This is a genomic window from Prosthecobacter gellanilyticus (assembly GCF_007992435.1).
GTDB classification, from domain to species: Bacteria; Verrucomicrobiota; Verrucomicrobiia; order Verrucomicrobiales; family Verrucomicrobiaceae; genus Prosthecobacter; species Prosthecobacter gellanilyticus.
Map to the genome: position 1 here is coordinate 1 of NZ_BKAG01000079.1, position 18,191 is coordinate 18,191.

12 protein-coding genes are annotated in these 18,191 nt (G+C 60.2%); 7 read left to right on the top strand and 5 right to left on the bottom strand.

Annotated elements, in window-relative coordinates:
• Positions 1-55: 55 nt before the first annotated feature.
• From BGE01nite_RS27505 to BGE01nite_RS27515, 3 genes are read right to left on the bottom strand one after another with little or no spacing between them, the layout of a single operon-like run.
• A complete protein-coding gene (locus BGE01nite_RS27505) occupies positions 56-1,606 on the bottom strand; it encodes a hypothetical protein (RefSeq protein ID WP_146855926.1) in 1,551 nt (516 codons plus the stop codon).
• A gap of 22 nt (positions 1,607-1,628) precedes the next feature.
• The gene (locus tag BGE01nite_RS27510; RefSeq protein WP_146855928.1) at positions 1,629-2,552 is read right to left on the bottom strand and encodes a coiled-coil domain-containing protein; all 924 of its coding nucleotides are present in this window, start codon (positions 2,550-2,552) and stop codon (positions 1,629-1,631) included.
• Between the two features lie 58 nt (positions 2,553-2,610).
• Positions 2,611-4,065, bottom strand: coding sequence for a MotA/TolQ/ExbB proton channel family protein (locus BGE01nite_RS27515; RefSeq protein WP_146855930.1), 1,455 nt, complete (start codon positions 4,063-4,065; stop codon positions 2,611-2,613).
• A gap of 395 nt (positions 4,066-4,460) precedes the next feature.
• Between BGE01nite_RS27515 and BGE01nite_RS27520 the strand changes: the two genes are divergently transcribed.
• From BGE01nite_RS27520 to BGE01nite_RS29180, 6 genes are all read left to right on the top strand, one after another.
• On the top strand, positions 4,461-5,591 hold the full coding sequence (locus BGE01nite_RS27520; protein WP_146855932.1) for an ABC transporter substrate-binding protein: 1,131 nt from the start codon (positions 4,461-4,463) through the stop codon (positions 5,589-5,591).
• A gap of 36 nt (positions 5,592-5,627) precedes the next feature.
• The gene (locus BGE01nite_RS27525; protein WP_146855934.1) at positions 5,628-6,539 is read left to right on the top strand and encodes a branched-chain amino acid ABC transporter permease; all 912 of its coding nucleotides are present in this window, start codon (positions 5,628-5,630) and stop codon (positions 6,537-6,539) included.
• A 3-nt stretch (positions 6,540-6,542) separates the two neighbouring features.
• Positions 6,543-7,487 (top strand): branched-chain amino acid ABC transporter permease, encoded by a 945-nt coding sequence (locus tag BGE01nite_RS27530; RefSeq protein ID WP_146855936.1) that lies wholly within the window; start codon positions 6,543-6,545, stop codon positions 7,485-7,487.
• Positions 7,484-8,278 (top strand): ABC transporter ATP-binding protein, encoded by a 795-nt coding sequence (locus BGE01nite_RS27535; RefSeq protein ID WP_146855938.1) that lies wholly within the window; start codon positions 7,484-7,486, stop codon positions 8,276-8,278. Before BGE01nite_RS27530 ends, BGE01nite_RS27535 begins: the two co-directional genes overlap by 4 nt.
• Positions 8,271-8,978 carry an ABC transporter ATP-binding protein gene (locus tag BGE01nite_RS27540; protein ID WP_146855940.1) on the top strand — a complete coding sequence of 236 codons (708 nt, stop codon included), beginning with the start codon at positions 8,271-8,273 and terminating at the stop codon, positions 8,976-8,978. The genes BGE01nite_RS27535 and BGE01nite_RS27540 overlap by 8 nt, the downstream gene beginning before the upstream one ends.
• 271 nt (positions 8,979-9,249) lie before the next feature.
• Positions 9,250-9,423, top strand: a complete 174-nt coding sequence (locus BGE01nite_RS29180) for a hypothetical protein (RefSeq protein ID WP_170267114.1) — start codon at positions 9,250-9,252, stop codon at positions 9,421-9,423.
• A gap of 163 nt (positions 9,424-9,586) precedes the next feature.
• Here the strand turns inward: BGE01nite_RS29180 and BGE01nite_RS27545 are convergent, their stop codons facing one another.
• Together BGE01nite_RS27545 and BGE01nite_RS27550 are read right to left on the bottom strand one after the other, a co-directional pair.
• Positions 9,587-10,324: a tetratricopeptide repeat protein gene (locus tag BGE01nite_RS27545; protein ID WP_146855942.1), complete on the bottom strand. Its 738-nt coding sequence runs from the start codon at positions 10,322-10,324 to the stop codon at positions 9,587-9,589.
• Between the two features lie 272 nt (positions 10,325-10,596).
• Complete coding sequence (locus BGE01nite_RS27550; RefSeq protein ID WP_146855944.1) at positions 10,597-13,701, bottom strand: c-type cytochrome; 3,105 nt, start codon at positions 13,699-13,701, stop codon at positions 10,597-10,599.
• A 417-nt stretch (positions 13,702-14,118) separates the two neighbouring features.
• Between BGE01nite_RS27550 and BGE01nite_RS27555 the strand changes: the two genes are divergently transcribed.
• Positions 14,119-18,150: an outer membrane protein assembly factor BamB family protein gene (locus tag BGE01nite_RS27555; RefSeq protein WP_170267115.1), complete on the top strand. Its 4,032-nt coding sequence runs from the start codon at positions 14,119-14,121 to the stop codon at positions 18,148-18,150.
• The last annotated feature ends 41 nt before the right edge of the window (positions 18,151-18,191 follow it).

Sequence of the window (18,191 nt, forward strand, 5' to 3'; positions counted from 1 at the left end):
TTCGCGACTTCGCGGATGCGCATGGTGCGCCAGCTGACAATCTGTGAACTTTTGGTTAGTCCAGGCCGCGTTTTGGTGCTGCGATGCGGACGCCGGTGCCTGGGGGCACGGGGGGACGTGGAACGAGCAAGGCGAAGCGCTGCACTTCAAAGCCGGCGACGTTCATGGTGAGGTCGAGCTTGGGCAGGAAGTCCCAGGTGGCGGCCACGCCGATCTCATCGGCAATGCGGCGGGCGTCGAGATAGGCATCGAAGGCATCACTCATCACTTGGTAGACGGCCACGCCTTTGGGGTCGGCCTTCACCTGGCGCATGAGGCGCTGATAACCGGAACCTTGAGCCTTGATCTGTTCACGGGTCTCACCACCACCGGCCTTCGGTGTGAGGGCGAGTTGCACATACACCTGGCCGGGCTTTACCGATGGCTGGAAGGTGTAGGAGGAGCTGTTCATCATGGGGCTGGCGGCGGCGCGCTGCAGGGTCTCGGAGAGCTTGAAGGCATCATAGATCACCTTGTCCGCGCTCAGCTTCTTGATGGCGTCCAGGCCACCGAGGTCCTTCACGAAGTAGTCCAGGATGTCCTTCGGTGTGTTCTTGGCGCTCGCAGCGGTAGCACCCCAGGTGAAGTTGATTTTGCCTCCGGCACTGGTGACGGTGATGGTGGGCTTCGTCGGATCGCGGCTTGGATCCAGGGCTTTCCATTTGGTGAGGTCACCCTTGGTGGTGGCCACGATGGCCTCCGCCACGGTGGCCATGGGAGAGCGGGTGGCGAGGGAGAGATTACCGACAGCGGTCAGCACCTGCTTCGTGGCGGGAAGGCCGCCGGTGACGAGCACCTTGTAAGCCTGCGCTGCTTGATCGAGCTGGAAGGTGTTGACGAGAGGAGCGAGCTCCGGCCAGGCTGTTTTGGCGGCATTGGCATTGCCCAGCGCTGCTTCGAGCATCTTGGCAAAGGGGTCGATCTTCACCTCCTTGTACTCGAACTGGCTGCGGATCTTCGTGAGGCCGTCGATCACGGGCTGGATGAATTCTTTCTCGTTCAGGAAAAGCACGCCCTGCTTGGCCACGAGGATGCGTGATTCGTTCGGCTCCTCAGGGAAGGGGCGCGGGTTTGGCAGGCGCACGAACGTCGAGGGCTCTGGCTTGTAGACGGGCGTGGCATCCAGCAGGGCCTTCAGGCGGTCCACCTCGGCGATGAGCTTGTCCACCGCGGCCTTCTGCGCCTCACGTAATTTGCGGGCCTCATCCAGCTTCTTGCGGAAGCTTTCCAGGTCCATGAACTTCATCTGCGACTCGACCTGGGTGGTATCGATGGTCTTGAGGTCCTCGATGGCTTTTTTCAATTTTTGTTCGGCGATCTTCTTGTCCTCCTCGATCTTCTTCGGATCAGCCGGAGGTGGTGGCAGTTTCTTCATCTCTTCGACCAGCCGCTGATGCTCCTCAGGGGTGACGGGAGGCAGGTCGGACAGGATGGTCTTCACCGCATTTGCAATGCTGATGCCGACCATGACGAGCACGATGATGAGCACGCCGACGACGTTTGTCATCGTGTCCATGAGAGCCACGAACGGCAGCTCCTGCTCTTCATGTTTTTTGCGGTGGGCCATGGGAGGGTGAGACTAGCTTAGCTTATGCTTTGGGTTTGTCTGGAGTCGCAGGAGGTGTGCCGGGGGCGGGAGCAGGCGTGGCGGCAGGTGTCTTCGGCGGCGGGGGGACCTTGCCTCGGTATTTGTCAAACATGGCGAGGTCCAGCTGGCCGCGTCCGGGGATGGGCAGCTTGCCGATGCGGATGTTATAATCACCCTCGGCACGGCCTGCGCCGTTGTTGAATGCACCCTGGCCGTCATCACGGATGAGATAAAGGATGAGAGCGTTCTTGTCCTTCGCCACCTCGGTGAGGAAGTGATTGTACACAGGATCAGCCACCACGATCTCGGCTTTGGCACCGAGGGTGTAGTCACCGGCACCCCAGGCATCCATGACCTTCAGGCCAGTGGAGCACTCCACGAAGTAGACCTTCGTCTTGTCAGACATGCCGCCGCCGGAGGGCTGCACGACCACAGGCGGGATCTTTTTGTCCTCGGGGATCTGGCGTTTTTTGATCTCCGCCATGAGCTCGGTGACGGTCTTCTTGCTCTCGTCCTGCTGCTTTTTCAGGCCGTCGATTTCGGTGAGGAGGTCATCCAGCTCCTTCTGCAGGTTCTTGGCGATGGCCTTGTTCTGGTCCTGCAGCTCCTTGGAGGAACTGAGCAGTTTACGGAACTTCAGGTAACGCTGTTCCTTCTCGTCGATCTCAATCTGCAGCTTCTGCAGCTCGGCCATCTTCTCCTTGAGGATCGCGTCCAGCTTCTCGCGGTCAGCGAGCTCCTGTTTGATGCGCTTGGCCTCCTGAGCCATGCGGATTTCCTCCTCGGTGCGGCCTTCCGTCTGCTGGGTCTGCGAGACGCAGAGCACCACGATGATCAGCACCAGCACGCCGATGAGGGAACACAGGATGTCCAGGAACGGGACGAGAAGAATCTCGTCCTTGGCGCCATGTCGTCGCTTGGCCATGAAGAGGAATCAGTGAGGGGAAGAGAGAGAGAACAGGAGGAAGCCCGGTCGGTTCAACTCAGCTATTGCGGCTGAACCAGCCCTTCTTTTTCACCTGATGAATGATGATCTGCTGGGAGCCGAGCTCCTTCAGGACATTGTTCAGGCTCTGGATGCCGCTGGCCAGGGCGCGGTTGTAGTCCGTGCTCTGCTTGATGGCATCATTCACGGCAGCGGAGAAGTCCTCGCGCATGCGGTTCACGGCGCGGGAGAACTCCGCATCCACACGCTCCTGGTGGGCGGTGGCGCGCTTGTCCAGGTTGTCGGCCTGCTCCTTGATCTTGGCGGAGAGGGCATTGAGATCCACGAGGAACTCCTTCTGGGAGTTTGCCACGGCCTTGACCAGCACTTCCATGACGCTCTTCGAGTCACCAGTGAGGCTGCCCACAGGGCTGGTGCCGCCGTCATTGAGACGGGGAAGGAGCACTTCATTGCAATACGCGTCGATGTCGTTGAGGCAGTCGTCCTCGGACTTCATCATGGAGTTCAGCGGGAAGTTCAGCGAGAGGGCGAAGACAAGGCCGAGCAGTGTCGCATCGAACGCCGTGCCGAGACCGCCGGTGACGACACCGAGAGTGCCGGTGATCTGCTTGATGTCTTCCATCTGGGAGAAGTTCATGCCGCTGATGGCGTGCGAGAGACCGATGACGGTGCCGATGAACCCGAGAATCGGGATGGCCCAGAGGAAGGCTTTCAGCAGCGAGTAACTGCCGCCGATGCGCATGCTGTCGATGTCAGACTGGCTGGAGAGCATGCTCTTCACGTCATCCGCGCTCTGCTTCACCTCGAAGAGTTCCAGGGCCTTGCGCATGCGGTTCACCATCATGCTGTCACGCAGGCGGCGTGGGAGCTTGTAGAGGTTGTCGATGAAGGAACCGACGTTGTCCGCATTGATCTCACCGCCGAGCTCCCAGGGCAGCACGTCCAGCATGAGAGCCTCGCGCTGGTGGCGGAGCTTCTTCCACTTCAGGTAGATGATGGAGAACGCCCAGGTGAAGAAGAGGGTGTTCGTGAAGCTCACCAGCATGTGCTTGAAGAACAGCGAGGCCACCCACTGCATGGCGGTGTAGTTTGCCGCAGGTGTGTCATGCGGTGCCTTGAACGGATACAAGATGCCGATGATCACCAGGAAGGTGACGAAGCCGATGCTGAAGCTCAGCAAGGCATTCGGGTTGGTCGGGTCCTTCTCCTCCCAGCCACCACGCTCCGTCTGGTGGGCGGCCTGCTGCTGGGCAAAGGACTGCTGCACGGGCTCATCCGGGGCGGAGGACTCGCCATCACGGCCCCAGGCATCACCACCGGAGGCAGGGAGCTGCACACCGCTGGGGGGAGGGAGACCCGAGGGAGGTGGCAGACCGCCCACATCAACCGGGATGGAGATCTTCGAACTGCAGCCGGGGCAGCGGACGACCTTTCCGGCCATCTCGGGCTCGATCTTGAGCTGCATCTCACAGGTGGGGCATTTGAATTTCACGTCTTTGAGTCCTTTGGGTTAGATGGGGGAAACGGGGGGGAGCCGAAAAGGGCGGGCATGATACAAGCGAAGCGCCCGGAGCACGACAAACCCTTTTGTGCCAAGAATACGGGCTTTTGGGATATTTGTTGGGTGGCTGGCAGAAAGCATCCGGGATTCGCTACAAAAGGCGCATTTTGTCCAAAGGCGGAGTTTGTGTCCAAACACGGAGTTTCCACTGACAGCCGGTGAAGGCGGCTTGTTCAGTTGCCGCGAGGATGACGCACGTGTCTCCAGACCAGCTTCACTCGGCTTTTTGCACGTTTTCGGCTTTTCCTAACGGCGTGCTGCAATGGGCATGTCGGATTGTGTTTTTCGTTCTTGTCGGCGCGAAGACTGCTCGTTAGCTTTTGCCCATGCTCCGTCGCACCCTTCTCCCCCTCGCTGCTGCCTCCCTCCTCCTGCCTGCCTGCAACAAAAGCGGGGGCGATGGCATCATCATTGGCGAATTTGCCTCGCTCACGGGCAAGGAAGCCACCTTTGGCACCTCTTCCCATGAAGGGACGCTGCTCGCGGTCGAAACTCTGAATGCTGCTGGTGGAGTCCTGGGCAAGAAGATCGATCTGCTGACGGAGGACAACCAGTCTAAAGCGGGTGAGACCTCCAACGTGGTGAACAAACTCATCTCCAAAGATGGCGCGGTAGCCATCCTGGGTGAGGTGGCCTCCAGCCGCTCCCTGGAAGCGGCGCCGATCTGCCAGCAGAACGGCATCCCGATGGTGTCCCCGGCCTCGACGAACCCGAAGGTCACAGAAACGGGTGACTGCATCTTCCGCGTCTGTTTCATCGATCCCTTCCAGGGCACGGTGATGGCGAACTTCGTGACGAACACGCTGAAGGCGAAGAAGGTGGCGGTCTTCACCGATGTGAAGAGTGATTACAGCAAGGGCCTCGCCAAATTCTTCAAGGAAGGCTTCATCAAAGCGGGTGGCCAGGTGGTGGCGGAACTCGACTTCAACGGTGGTGACAAGGACTTCAAGGCGCAGCTCACCGCTATCAAGAGCGCTGCACCGGATGCCGTCTTCGTTCCCGGTTATTATACCGATGTGGCCCTCATCGCCATCCAGGCGAAGCAGCTGGGTCTGAGCGTGCCGCTCTGCGGTGGTGACGGCTGGGAAAGCCAGACGCTGCTGGACATCGGCAAGGACGCTGTGGAAGGCCACTACTTCTCCACGCACTATGCTTCGGACTCCTCCGCCCCTGGCGTGCAGGCCTTTGTGGCCGCGTATAAGAAGCGCTTCAACGGCAAGATGCCAGACGCGATGGCGGCGCTGGGTTATGACTCAGCGATGTTCCTGGCAGACGCCATCAAGCGCGCCGGCAGCACGGACAGCAAGGCGATCCGCGATGCCCTGGCCGCCACGAAGGACTACGAGGCAGTGACTGGCAAGATCGCCATCAATGCCCAGCGGGATGCGGTGAAGTCGGCGGTGATTCTTCAGGTGAAAGACGGCAAGTTCAAGTATCTGGAAACGGTCGCTCCCTGAGTCTAATCCAGCATCGAACTCCTGACCGTCTCCCCCATGGATTGGCTGCTGCAACAACTCATCAACGGCCTCGCTCTGGGGTCCATCTATGCGCTCATCGCCCTCGGTTACACGATGGTGTATGGCGTGCTGAGGTTCATCAACTTCGCCCATGCGGATGTGCTCATGCTGGGGGCCTATGCGGCCTACTTCGTGGCACCGGCGGTCAGCAGTGTGGTGCCTCTTCCGTCACTGACGGGTGCCATTCTTGTGTCACTGATCTCCGTCATCATCTGTGCGGGGATCGGGATCTTGATCGAGTTCCTGGCGTATCGTCCGCTGCGGAAAAGGCCTCGGCTGACCGTGCTCATCACCGCCATCGGTGTCTCGCTCTTCATTGAGTTCACCTGCCAGCACAGCGCGGTCTTTGGTGCGGATACCAAGCCCTTTCCGAAGCTCCTGCCCGAGCATGACTTCCATCTCGGCAAACTTGTGGTTAGCAGCAATGACCTCGTCGTTGTGGTCACCACCCTGCTTCTGCTCGCCGGGCTGTGGTTCATCGTCCAGCGCACGAAGATGGGCACTGCGATGCGTGCGGTCTCGCACAATCAGCAGGCCGCCGCGCTGATGGGCATCAACATCAACCGCATCATCTCCTTCACCTTTGGTCTCGGGTCCGCGCTGGCCGCTATCGCAGGCATCCTTTATGCCATGAAGGCACCGGGCATCGATCCGCTGATGGGGGTGCAGCCCGGCCTCCGCGCTTTCATCGCCGCCGTGCTCGGTGGCATTGGTAATCTGCCCGGTGCAGCGCTCGGCGGCTTGATCCTCGGCCTGCTGGAAACCTTCGCCGGTGGCATCTCCGGCCTGTCGAACTATCGCGATGGCATCGCCTTCGGTATTCTCATTTTGATCCTTCTTTTCAAACCCGCCGGCCTGCTGGGCAAGGCAACCGTGGAGAAAGTTTAACCCATGTCTTCCTCCCCTGCATTTCTCAATGGCGCGAAGCGCTGGTTGCTCGTCGGCATCGTGCTGGCGGCGGTGGTGTCGATGTTTAGCGGCCAGTTCAACCGCTACCATCTCGGTGTCATCGTCGATATCGGCATCAACATCATCCTCGCGGTGAGCCTGAATCTGATCAACGGCCACACCGGCCAGTTCAGCCTCGGTCACGCGGGGTTCATGGCCGTGGGCGGCTACACCGCGGCGAAGATCTCGCTCGTGGTCTCGCCCATGCTGCCGCCTGCTTTGCAGCCCCTGCTTTTCCTCGGAGCACTCATCGCCGGTGGCTTGCTGGCCGCTCTTGCGGGCTTCGGGGTCGGGGTTCCCTCTCTGCGCCTGAAGGGGGATTACCTCGCCATCGTCACCTTGGGCTTTGGCGAGATCATCCGCGTCATTGTGCAGAACATGGAAGCCGTCGGTGCTGCCAGCGGTCTGAAAGGCATTCCGAAGTACACCACGCTTGGTTGGACTTTTGGTTTGGCCGCCGTGACCATCTACTTTGTCACGTCGTTGGTGAACTCCACTTATGGGCGCGGCTTCATCGCCGTCAGTGATGATGAAGTCGCCGCCAGCTCCATGGGCATCAATCCCGTGCGCTACAAGGTCACCGCCTTTGTCACCGGTGCGTTCTTTGCCGGCATTGCAGGCGGTCTGTATGCGCATCACAAGCAGTTCCTTTCGCCCACCGGCTTTGATTTCCTGAAGTCCATCGACATCGTCGTCATGGTCATTCTCGGTGGCATGGGCCGCACCGCCGGTGTGGTCGTCGCTGCCATCCTTCTCACGCTTCTGCCGGAAGTGCTGCGGCAGTTCAGCGAGTACCGCATGATCATCTATTCACTGCTCATCATCATCCTGATGATGGCCCGTCCGCAGGGTCTCTTCACCTGGAACCGGAAGAAAGGAGCCGCATGAGTCATCCTCTTCTCAAGCTCGATCACGCGACCATCCGCTTCGGCGGCCTCACCGCCGTGTCGAAGTTCAATCTTGAAGTGCAGCCCTGTGAGCTCATCGGTCTCATTGGCCCAAACGGGGCAGGGAAGACCACCGCCTTCAACATGATCACGGGCGTGTATCAGGCCACCGAGGGCACCATTCATCTGAATGGCCGCTGCATCGCTGGCGTGAAGCCCCACGAGCTCACCAGTCAGGGCATCTCCCGCACGTTTCAGAACATCCGTCTCTTCGGCTCGCTCAGCGTGATCGACAACGTCCGCGCCGCCATGCAGCTTCATTGCAAGCATGGCATGAGCGCCTCGCTCTGGCGTGGTGCCCGCTTCAAGGCGCATGAGAAAGAGGTCGAGAACCGCGCCCTGGAGTTGCTCGATATCTTCAAGCTCGCTGATACCCGCGATGAGGAAGCCAAGAGTCTCCCCTATGGGGACCAGCGCCGTCTTGAGATCGTCCGCGCGCTTGCCACCAAACCCAAGCTTCTGCTGCTGGACGAGCCCGCCGCTGGCATGAATCCCACGGAGAAAGAGGAGCTCATGCACCTCATCCGTTTCATCAAAGACAAGTTCCAGATCGCCGTCATGCTCGTGGAGCACGACATGACCGTCGTCATGGGCATCTGCGAGCGCATCGCCGTGCTCGAGTACGGTGTCAAAATCGCCGAAGGCACGCCGGACCAGATTCAGCGCGATCCCAAAGTCATCGCCGCGTATCTCGGCACAGAGGTTCAAAAGGAGGCGCCCATCGATGCTTGAAGTCAAAGATCTCGAAGTCAGCTACGGCTCCATCAAAGCCCTGCATGGTGTTTCACTCAACGTGCCGCAGGGCAGCATCGTCACCCTCATCGGCGCGAACGGTGCTGGCAAGTCCACCACCCTGCGCGCCATCAGCGGCCTCATCAAAACACGCTCTGGCAGCGTGACCTACAGCGGCGAGGACATCACGAACCAGCCCGCGCATAAGATCGTCGCCAAGCATCTCTGCCACGTGCCCGAAGGCCGCATGGTCTTCGCCAACCTCACCGTCGCCGAGAACCTGCGCATGGGCGCTTATCTCCGCAATGACAAGGCCGGCATCGCCGCCGACATGGACTACGCCTTCACCATCTTTCCCCGGTTGAAGGAGCGCATCAATCAAGCCGCCGGCACCATGTCTGGAGGCGAGCAGCAGATGCTCGCCATCGCCCGCGCCCTCATGAGCCAGCCCAAGTGCCTCATGCTGGACGAGCCCTCCCTCGGCATCGCCCCCATCCTCGTCCGCGCCATCTTTGACCAGATCGTCGCCATCAACAAAGAGCGCGGCCTCACCATCCTCCTCGTCGAGCAAAACGCCAACCTCGCCCTCGGCATCTCCCACCACGGCTACGTTCTCGAGACCGGCCGCGTCATCCTTGAAGACAGCGCCGCTGCGTTGCTGAAGAATCCGCAGGTGAGAGCGGCGTATCTCGGGGATTGACCTGCACGACCTCAAAACTCGTTAGGCCCACGCGCTCACCCACGACTCCGCAGTCGCGATATCGTCGTGGACTGAGGTGGGAAGCGCTCAAGTGCGATACCCCAGTACATGGCCTCTTGCGCGCCGCCGTGCTGAACGGTAGCGTCCAGGCCTTGGTATGAACCCCGACTACATTTTGCTCACGGGCATCAGGGATCCTCAGCGGTTGGAGGCCTACTTTGCTTCACATTTTGTCGATGTCGCCTGCGCTGAGCCGCGTTGCTCCCATAGCGTGAGAATCCTCGTCGAGCCGGAGATCAATCTCCGAAAAGAAGAAGATGTCTACTGGTTGCTCGACCTCGTCGTGGAGGCTCTGCGGGAGAATCATGAAGAGGATTTCTCGACTGAAGTCGTGCTCACTTCCGCCCCGGCGAAGTCGGGGCCGCATTTGCCGTCATTCTACTAGTGTCGTGTAAGCGCTCGGCGGGAGTCTGTTTGCGCTGGGTCATTGCGGCTGAGCTTGCCGCCATGAGCTGTTTGGTGACGCTGCTGCATCACATGATCCCGGTATGTTTTTTTTGATTAAGCGGCCTGACTCACGGGGGGGAGCGAACTCGCGCCGGCTGAGCTCAGCGACCCGGCTTTGGCGGGTTGGCTGCACCGCCTTCTTCGCCTTGGCTCCCTTGGGGTGTCATTGATGATACCGGCTTTGTTTCGCCCTTGATAATCCGTTGAACCTCGTTTCGGACGTCTTGGTAATCTGGCCTGTTCGGGTAGAATCCATAGGTGGCGTGTGATCCGTCGTCCCAATAGCCATCTAGATGATATCGGCGCTCGTTCGGTGCTATCGTCCCCTGGGCTCTCGCGAACTCGGTGGCGGACGGGTAGCTGCCCACCGAGAAACGATGGTCTAGAGTGTCATCACCCGATTTCAGAATGAATTTCCACGCGAGCGGGCGTTCTCCTTTGAGTTCGTAGTACTCGAGAACAAAGGCCCTCACCTCGCCAATCTGAAACTGGTCGCATATGAAAAACTCCTTTTCGGCAAGCTCCTCATACCTGCCCGAATTCTTTGCTTTTCGCAGTTCGGCGATCTCCGCAGTCGCCGCTTTCTCATCTCCAGCCCCCCAGTAGGCCTGAATCAGCTTCTCCCTGACCCGCCAGTCGGTAGGTTCGAGATTTCGGAGCGTCTTCCAGTTCTTGATGGCCCCGGCAAAGTCTTCTGCCAGATAGTTCATGAGCCCGAGGTTGAAGAGCGCCCAGGAATCTGCCGGATCTTTCTGAAGGGCTGTCACCAACTCTTCCTTGGTCGGTTCCTCAGCGAGAGCGGTTGTGGTCAAAAGGGCCAGGATGAAAAGTGTCTTCATTTTTTTTGGCGAAAATTGGACGAACTCGTTGAGAAGAAACAATTCTGCTGAGCACGTCAAACACTCTCTGCCCCCTCACACCACCACCGCTCTTTGGAAAGCCGCGTGACGATCCGAACCGCGCGACGTAGGTGGTGAGAGGAGATGTGCCAGGATTGCCGGTGGCGATGAGGTCGGTGCAGTCTCCTGGGAGGTCTTGCACCTTTTCCGGGCTTTCGCACAGAGGACCGCCCGGACAATTTTCAAAGCCTGTAGCCCGCATGCGCGCCATGCTACTTCTGAAACACCTTGTCCCCCTTGTTCCCGCCGCTAACCAAATAGGCGATCAAGTCCAGCAGCTCGTCCTTGTTCAGTGCGTTGATCAGGCCCGGAGGCATCATGCTGATCTTGCGGGTCTCCTTCTTGGCAATGTCAGCCTCATTGATGGCCATCTGGTCGTTCGGGGCGAAGGGGTTCGCCATCACGAAGACCTTGCCGTTCTCCTCGACGACAATGCGGCCCAGAATGGTGCTGCCGTCCTTCTTGGTGATCTCGTGGCTGTCATACTGGTCGGAGATGACCTTGCTTGGATCGGTGATGTTCTCCAGAAGGTCGCGCAGGGTGTAGCGGTTGCCGGAGCCGGTGAGATCCGGGCCAATGCTGCCGCCCTCGCCATTGAAGCGGTGGCAGGTGGCGCACATCACACTTCGATACATCGCCTCGCCATTGGCGAAGTCGCGACCCTTCATGTTCTTGGAAGCCAGCTCGACCGCCTCATCCAGCGTCCAGGCCTTGCCCGGACCTTTCGGAGCCACGTAGTTCGGGATGTTCACCGCCTCAGCCTTCGTGCCGAGCGCTTCGAGCTCCGCGACTTCGGCTTCGGGCACAAAGGTGGCCATGGCGTCCTTGCGGATGTTTTCAATGAAGCCCTTGAAACTGTTGCCACCCTTCCAGGTGCGGGCACGCGGGAACCAGGAGAAGAAGGTCTTTCTGGACTCAGGAGTCCAGCCAGCCGTCGCATTGCGCAGCGCATACATATAGCTGATCTGCTGCCCGTTCGGACGGCTGCCCGCGGCTGCACGGGCTGCATTGGCATAACCATCATTGCGGCTGAGCACCTCATCTGTCGTCACTTCCTGGAAGTCATCCTTCGCCGTCGCCATGAGGCCTAGCGTTCTCGCCACCACCTTTTTGGAATCCACGGCCACCAGGATCTGCGCGAGCTCGCGGTTCAGGGAAGAATCGTCCGATGGATAGCCCGCTTCCAGCTTCTCGGCGATCTTCTCGCAGGTGTCCGCATCCGGCTTGCCCAGACGGATCAGCACCAGTTGCACCGCACGCACAGCAGCCAGCCTCTGGGCCAGACTGAGCTCATGCTCTCCCAGACGTGCCAGAGCCTTCAGCATCTCGCCTTCCAGCTCCGCATTCTCTGGCGCCACCTTGCCGATCGCTTCAGACGACGTGCCGGTGGGCTTCGCTGCAGGACGGCCACCTTCATAGCTGCCCTTTGCTCCGCTCACACGTGCCAGTGCGATGATCGCCTCCACCAGCGCCACGGGATGCTTTTCATTCAGCGCCTTCTCTTTCCAGAGATCCACGGGCAGACGCTCGATCGCGACGCGCGCGGCATAACGAACATTGCGATCACTGTGGCTCAGATACGGCCATGCAGCCGCCAGTGCCTTCTGCGTGTCCACACCATCCTTGTGCAGTTCTTCGATCGCCGCACGCATGCGGAATTCCTCATCCAGCGGCACGGCCTGCACCGGTGCGGTGGATTCGTCGCCCGCATAAGTCACGCGATACACACCCGACTGTGTCTTGCGACCACCCACGGCGAAGTACATCGCTCCGTCCTGCGGATGTACGACCACATCTGTCAGCGGCAGTGGTTTGCCAAAGACAAACTCCTCCTTCTCCGCGATGTAGCTCGCGCCCTTCGGCTGCAGGTGAATGGCCCACATGGTGCCGTAGGTCCAGTCATTGATGAAGATGGCGTGCTGATACTTCGCAGGGAACTTCGCTCCCTTGCCGCTGACCACGCCCGTGGGGCTGCCGGGGCCAATGTCCAGCGTCGTCGGCAGGCTGTCAGGGTAATAGTTAGGCCACTTGCCACTGCCGCTGCGCCAGCCGTAATCAGCGCCACTGACGCAGTGGTTCACACGGGTGGGGCGATACCACGGGCTGCCGATGTCCCACTCCATGTCCGCGTCATAGGTGAAGAGCTCTCCGCCCAGATCGAAGCAGATGTCGAACTCATTGCGGAAGCCGTAGCAGAACAGTTCCAGATCACTGCCATCCGGATTCATGCTGCAGATGTAGCCACCCGGGGCCAGGATGCCGCGTGCGTGGCCGTTCGCATCCCAGAGGCGCGGGACAATGTGGTCTTCATTCCAAATCTTCGCGGCGCGGCTTTTCTCCAGCCCTTCCGGCAGTTTCGTGTGGTTGCCGCAGTTGAAGTAGATGCGCTTGCCATCCGGGCTCACCACCATGCTGTGCAGGCCGTGCTCACCGCCGCCGGCCATCGTGTGCAGCTTGGTGATCTTGTCATAGGTGTCATCGCCATTCGTGTCGGTGAGACGGTAGAGGCCGTTGTTCTTCCCGTCCTCATTCACCATGACGTAGAGGCTGTCGAAAGCTGCCAGCAGTCCGTGCGCCTTGCCCATCTCAATGTTCAGCTTCTCCGGCTTCAGCTGCTCTGTCTTACCTAAAGCGGGCACGCTCATGCGATAGATGCTGCCATACTGGTCACAGGCGATGAGACGCCCCTTTGGATCCACCGTCAGTGCCACCCAGGAGCCTTCCTGGTCCTTCGGCACATTGTAGAGTTTCTCCACCTTGAATCCCTTCGCCACTGTCACCTCGCTCGCGGCGATGGTTTCCGCCGGTCCACTGTTGCTGCCGCCTCGGGCCTTGCCATCCAGTGCCAGGCCCCATGGGCCCTTGCCATAGTCATTGATCACCAGCGCCGGTTTGAAGTCCTGCGTGCCTTTCTTCGCCGCTTCCCACTTATCACTGGTTTCGATCAACACCTTCTCCGAACCATCCGCCAGCTTCACCTTCAAGCGCGCGATGAGTGCCGCCGTGCCGCCTTTGTTGCGGCCTTCGACCACGATTTCATTCGCCGCGCCTTTCTTGAGCTCCTTGCTCACATCGGCCTTCGTCGGCTCCTGCCAGTCTGGATTCGTCAGCACTTTTTTGCCATTGATCAGCGCATCCGCGCCATTGTCACAGGTCAGCTCCAGCGTGGCGGATTGCACATTCGCCGGCACCTCGAACCGATGTCGAAAGGTCACCTCCGGGTCCTTGTTGCCATCTTTGGAAAGCCAGATCCACTGCGGAGCAGCGTGCAGGCCGGAAGCGATGAAAAGCGTGGTGAGGAGAGTGGGCAGGCGCATGGGTGGAGGAGAAACAAACAAACGAGCCTGCTAATACGCAGCCAGCGCCCATTCTTAACAGTCAATCCTTGTCCCGCGTTGACGTGATGTAAGTCGGTAGCGGTGAAGGCCTGGCCAATGCCACTACACCACTCGATTTGGAGCCTCGAAGAGGCCTCCACGGAGCGCGGATCTCCTGAATCCGCAGCCGCTACGACCGCAGGTTGCACCACCGCGGCCTCGTTCGAACCCAACGCCAATCTTCGGCTCGAAGACATGGTAACGAAAGCTCCCGGCGTATGTGCCATCCACCCGGCTGCGGATTCAGGAGATCCGCGCTCCAGCGCTGACGCGCCAGACCAGTCAGCAGGATACCCCATCTTTCCTGAAAACCCCCTTGCTCCCCGACGTTTCAGCGCGGCACAATCCTGTCCGCCCATGAAACGTCTCGCGCTGCTCCCCCTCCTCCTGGCCTTTAGTTCTGCCCTGCGGGCGGACGATGCCGCTGATCTGCTCACGCAATCTAGCGTCAAGGGCGGCATCGTGGTCCATGTGGGCTGCGGAGATGCCACCACCACTCAGAAGCTGCGCGCGAACGACTCTTACCAGGTCCATGGCCTCACGAAGGAGGCCGACAAAGTCCCCGCACTCCGCGAATCCATCTACAAGGCCGGTGTCAGCGGCACCGTCGCTGTGGAGGAGTGGGACGGCAAATACCTCCCCTACATCGAGAACTACGTGAACCTGCTGGTGGTCGAAGACGCAGCGTCCGTGGCCAAGGAAGAGATCGACCGCGTGCTCACCCCGCTCGGCGTCGCCATGGTGCGCAAGGCCGGCGGCGGTTGGGACAAGATCACCAAACCCTGGCCGAAGGACATGGATGACTGGACCCACTACGCCTATGATTCCAAAGGCAACCCGACCTCCAAAGACATGCTCGTCGGCCCGCCGACCCGCATGCAGTGGGTGGGAAATCCACGCTGGAGCCGTCACCACGACCGCATGTCCTCCGTGAGTGCCAAGGTCAGCGCCGGCGGCCGCATCTATTACATCATCGATGAAGGCAGCCGCATCTCCATCCTCATGCCGGCGAAGTTCGTGCTCATCGCACGCGATGCCTTCAACGGCACCGTCCTTTGGAAGAAGCCCATCACGCAGTGGAGCACGCATCTCTGGCCGCTCAAATCAGGCCCCACGCAGCTCACGCGTCGACTCGTGGCCATGGGGGACAAAGTCTACGTCACGCTCGGCATCAGTGATCCCATCGTCTGTCTTGATGGCGCCACGGGCAATGTCGTCCGCACCTATGAGCAAACCAAAGGCGCGGAAGAGCTGCTCATGCGCAACGGCACCATCTACGCCCTCGTGAACAAAGAGCCCTGGCGTTTGAATGAAGAGTTCGCCGTGAAGGCACAGAGCGACCAGCAGCGCGTGACCACGGAGTTCAACTGGGACGGCAAGCCTCGCGATCTCATGGCCATCGCCGCCGATACCGGCGAGACCCTTTGGAAAGTCGAGGACCGCATCGCGCCCATCACACTGGCCATCGATGACAAGCGCCTCGTCTATTACAATGGCGATGGTCTCGCCGGTCGTGATGTCAAAACCGGTGCCGTGAAGTTTTCCTCGGATCCCACGAAGCGCCGCCAGCTTTATGAGTTCAACTTCGCCCCGCGTGTCATGCTGCATGGCGATGTGGTGCTGTATGCCGGTGGTGATGGCGTGATGAAGGGCATCAATGCCGAAACCGGCAAGGACATGTGGACCGCCCCGCATGAGAAGAGCGGTTATCGCAGTCTTGAGGACGTCATCGTTTCTCAGGGCCTCGTTTGGAATGCCGGCACCACCAGTGGCAATCAGACCGGCGAGTATCGCGGCTTTGACCCGATCACGGGCGAGCTGAAGAAGAGCTTCTTCCCGGATGTGCCCGAAGGCACCTACTGGTTCCACCATCGCTGCTACATGGCGAAGGCCACGGAAAAGTACCTCATGCCCAGCCGCACCGGTTTGGAGTTTGTGGACATGGAGAAGAAGCACTGGGATCTGAATCACTGGGTGCGCGGCGCCTGCCTCTATGGCGTCATGCCCGCGAACGGTCTCACCTATGCCGGCCCGCATAACTGCGCCTGCTATCCGGAAGCAAAGCTCGATGGCATGGCCGTGCTCGCCAGCGATCCGCGCTATCCCATGCCGGAGGACACGCCAGACGCCGAGCGTCTGATCAAAGGCCCTGCCTATGATGCCGTCACCGAGGAGACTGAAGCCGCCATCGGTGACTGGCCTACTTATCGTGGCGACAACGCCCGCTCCGGCGCAGCGAAGTCTGACCTCAAAAAAGATCTCGGCATGGCCTGGGAGGTGAAGCTCACTCCACCGCTCAGCACCAGCACCACCGCCGCTGGCCTCACCTTCGTTTCAGAGGTGGACAAGCACACCCTGCACGCCTTTGACTCAGCCACGGGCAAGGAAGCCTGGCACTTCATCGCCGGAGGCCGCATCGACTCACCGCCCACCTATTCCAAAGGCCGCGTGTTCTTTGGTGGCAAAGATGGTTATGTCTACTGCCTGCGCGCGAAGGATGGCGCTCTCGCGTGGAAGTTCCAGGCCGCGCCGAAGAAGCTGCATCATGGCCGTTGGGAGATGATGGAGAGCGTCTGGCCGGTGCATGGCAGCGTGCTGGTGGAAAATGGCCTTGTGAGCTGCGTTGCGGGCTTTAGCTGCTTCCTCGATGGCGGCCTTTATTTCTATCGTCTCGACGCCAAGACCGGCGAGATGAAGCACCGTGAAAACTACAACGACCGCGATCCCGAAACCGGCGGCGACCTCAATGACCGTCACAAGAGCCTGCAAATGCCCGTGGCGCTGAATGACATCCTCAGCAGCGATGGCAAATGGACCTACCTCCGCACCCAGAAGATCGGTAATGACGGCAAGCGCGTCGAGATCGGTCCCGTGAGCGGTGACTTTGACAAACAAGGCGGCGCGCAGAAGGGCGAGGGTTCCCATCTCTTCGCCCCCATGGGCTTCCTCGATGATTCGAACTTCCACCGCAGCTACTGGGTCTATGGCAAGAGCTTCGCTGGTGGTCATGGCGGCTACTACCAAGCAGGCAAATATGCGCCTGCGGGCCGCATCCTCGTCCACGATGATAACAATGTTTACTCCTACGGCCGCGAGGCCCAGTACTACAAGTGGACCACCACCATGGAGTACACGCTTTTCTCCACACCGAAGGATGCGCCGGAGGAAGCCTACACTACTGAGGACGCCATCACTGAGCGCAAAGGCAACAGCGTGGTGCTGGGGCCTGATGGCAAGCCCCTCGCGAACCAGCCGCCGAAGCTCACCAAGGGAGACAAGGATGAGGAGAAATCTGACGCCAAAGGCAAAGGGAAGGGGAAAGGCAAAGGTGCCGGGAAGGGCATGGCCAAAGGAGCCGCCAAGAAAGGTGCCGCAGGCGCTGCCGGTGCGCCTCTCGCCGGTTCGGTGAAGTTCCCGGATGCAGATGCGCTAGACCCCACGAAGACCGCGCTGAGTGTGGAAGCCTGGGTGCTTCCAGACACGGCCAGCGGCACCATCTATCATCATGGAGGTCCGCTTCGTGGTGTGGCGCTCGACATCCGCGACAAGAAGCCGCAGTTCCATGTGCGCAGTGACTCCAAGGTGGTCAGCATCGTCTCCGCTGAGACACTGACCGATGGCTGGCATCACCTCGTCGGCACACTCGCCGCTGATGGCAAGATGGGCCTTTACCTCGATGGCAAGCTCGTCTCCGAAGGCAGCGGAGCCGTGGTGGATGCGCGCCCGAAAAACCCGATGTATCTTGGCAATGGCCAGGGCGCGGCCGATGGCAGCGCTGGCGGCTTCAGCGGCCTCATGGATCAGTTCGCGCTTTATCACAAAGCTCTCACCGCTGCTGAAGTGCAGCAGCGCTTTGAAATCCCTGATGTTAGGCCAGCGGACGCCCTCGTCTCGTGCAACTTTGACAACGGTGACAGCCGCGATGGCTCCCCGAATGGCTTCCACGGCATCGGTGCCGGAGTAGAGACCGGCAAAGGCAAGGTCGGCGGAGCCCTCTGGTTCAAAGGCGCCGCCAGCGGCACCTCGCCGAAGGCCGGTGGCAGCTTCGTGAAGCACACCTGGGACCGCTTCGTCCCCATCGTCGCCCGCAGCATGGCCCTCGCTGGCAAAACGGTGCTCGTCGCCGGTGCTCCGGACACCATCGATGAAGAATATGCCTTCGAGCGCCTCGCCGCCAAAGACCCCGCCATCCTCGAAGAACTCAAGGAGCAGAACGAAGCCCTCGAAGGCCGCCGTGGTGCCAAGATGTGGGCCGTGAACGTCGAAACCGGCGAGCAATCCGACGGCCTCGAACTCACCAGCCCACCCGTCTGGGACGGCATCACCATCGCCCAAGGCCGCGTCTACGTCAGCACCGTCGATGGCCGACTTCAGTGCTTCGGTAAGTGAGGTGGAACTTAGTTCATCATGGCCCGCCCGAAGTCGCGCCA

Coding starts and splice junctions, on each gene's coding strand:
- BGE01nite_RS27505 (WP_146855926.1), bottom strand. CDS start 1,606: ATGGCCCACCGCAAAAAACATGAAGAGCAGGAGCTGCCGTTCGTGGCT.
- BGE01nite_RS27510 (WP_146855928.1), bottom strand. CDS start 2,552: ATGGCCAAGCGACGACATGGCGCCAAGGACGAGATTCTTCTCGTCCCG.
- BGE01nite_RS27520 (WP_146855932.1), top strand. CDS start 4,461: ATGCTCCGTCGCACCCTTCTCCCCCTCGCTGCTGCCTCCCTCCTCCTG.
- BGE01nite_RS27525 (WP_146855934.1), top strand. CDS start 5,628: ATGGATTGGCTGCTGCAACAACTCATCAACGGCCTCGCTCTGGGGTCC.
- BGE01nite_RS27530 (WP_146855936.1), top strand. CDS start 6,543: ATGTCTTCCTCCCCTGCATTTCTCAATGGCGCGAAGCGCTGGTTGCTC.
- BGE01nite_RS27535 (WP_146855938.1), top strand. CDS start 7,484: ATGAGTCATCCTCTTCTCAAGCTCGATCACGCGACCATCCGCTTCGGC.
- BGE01nite_RS27540 (WP_146855940.1), top strand. CDS start 8,271: ATGCTTGAAGTCAAAGATCTCGAAGTCAGCTACGGCTCCATCAAAGCC.
- BGE01nite_RS27545 (WP_146855942.1), bottom strand. CDS start 10,324: ATGAAGACACTTTTCATCCTGGCCCTTTTGACCACAACCGCTCTCGCT.
- BGE01nite_RS27550 (WP_146855944.1), bottom strand. CDS start 13,701: ATGCGCCTGCCCACTCTCCTCACCACGCTTTTCATCGCTTCCGGCCTG.
- BGE01nite_RS27555 (WP_170267115.1), top strand. CDS start 14,119: ATGAAACGTCTCGCGCTGCTCCCCCTCCTCCTGGCCTTTAGTTCTGCC.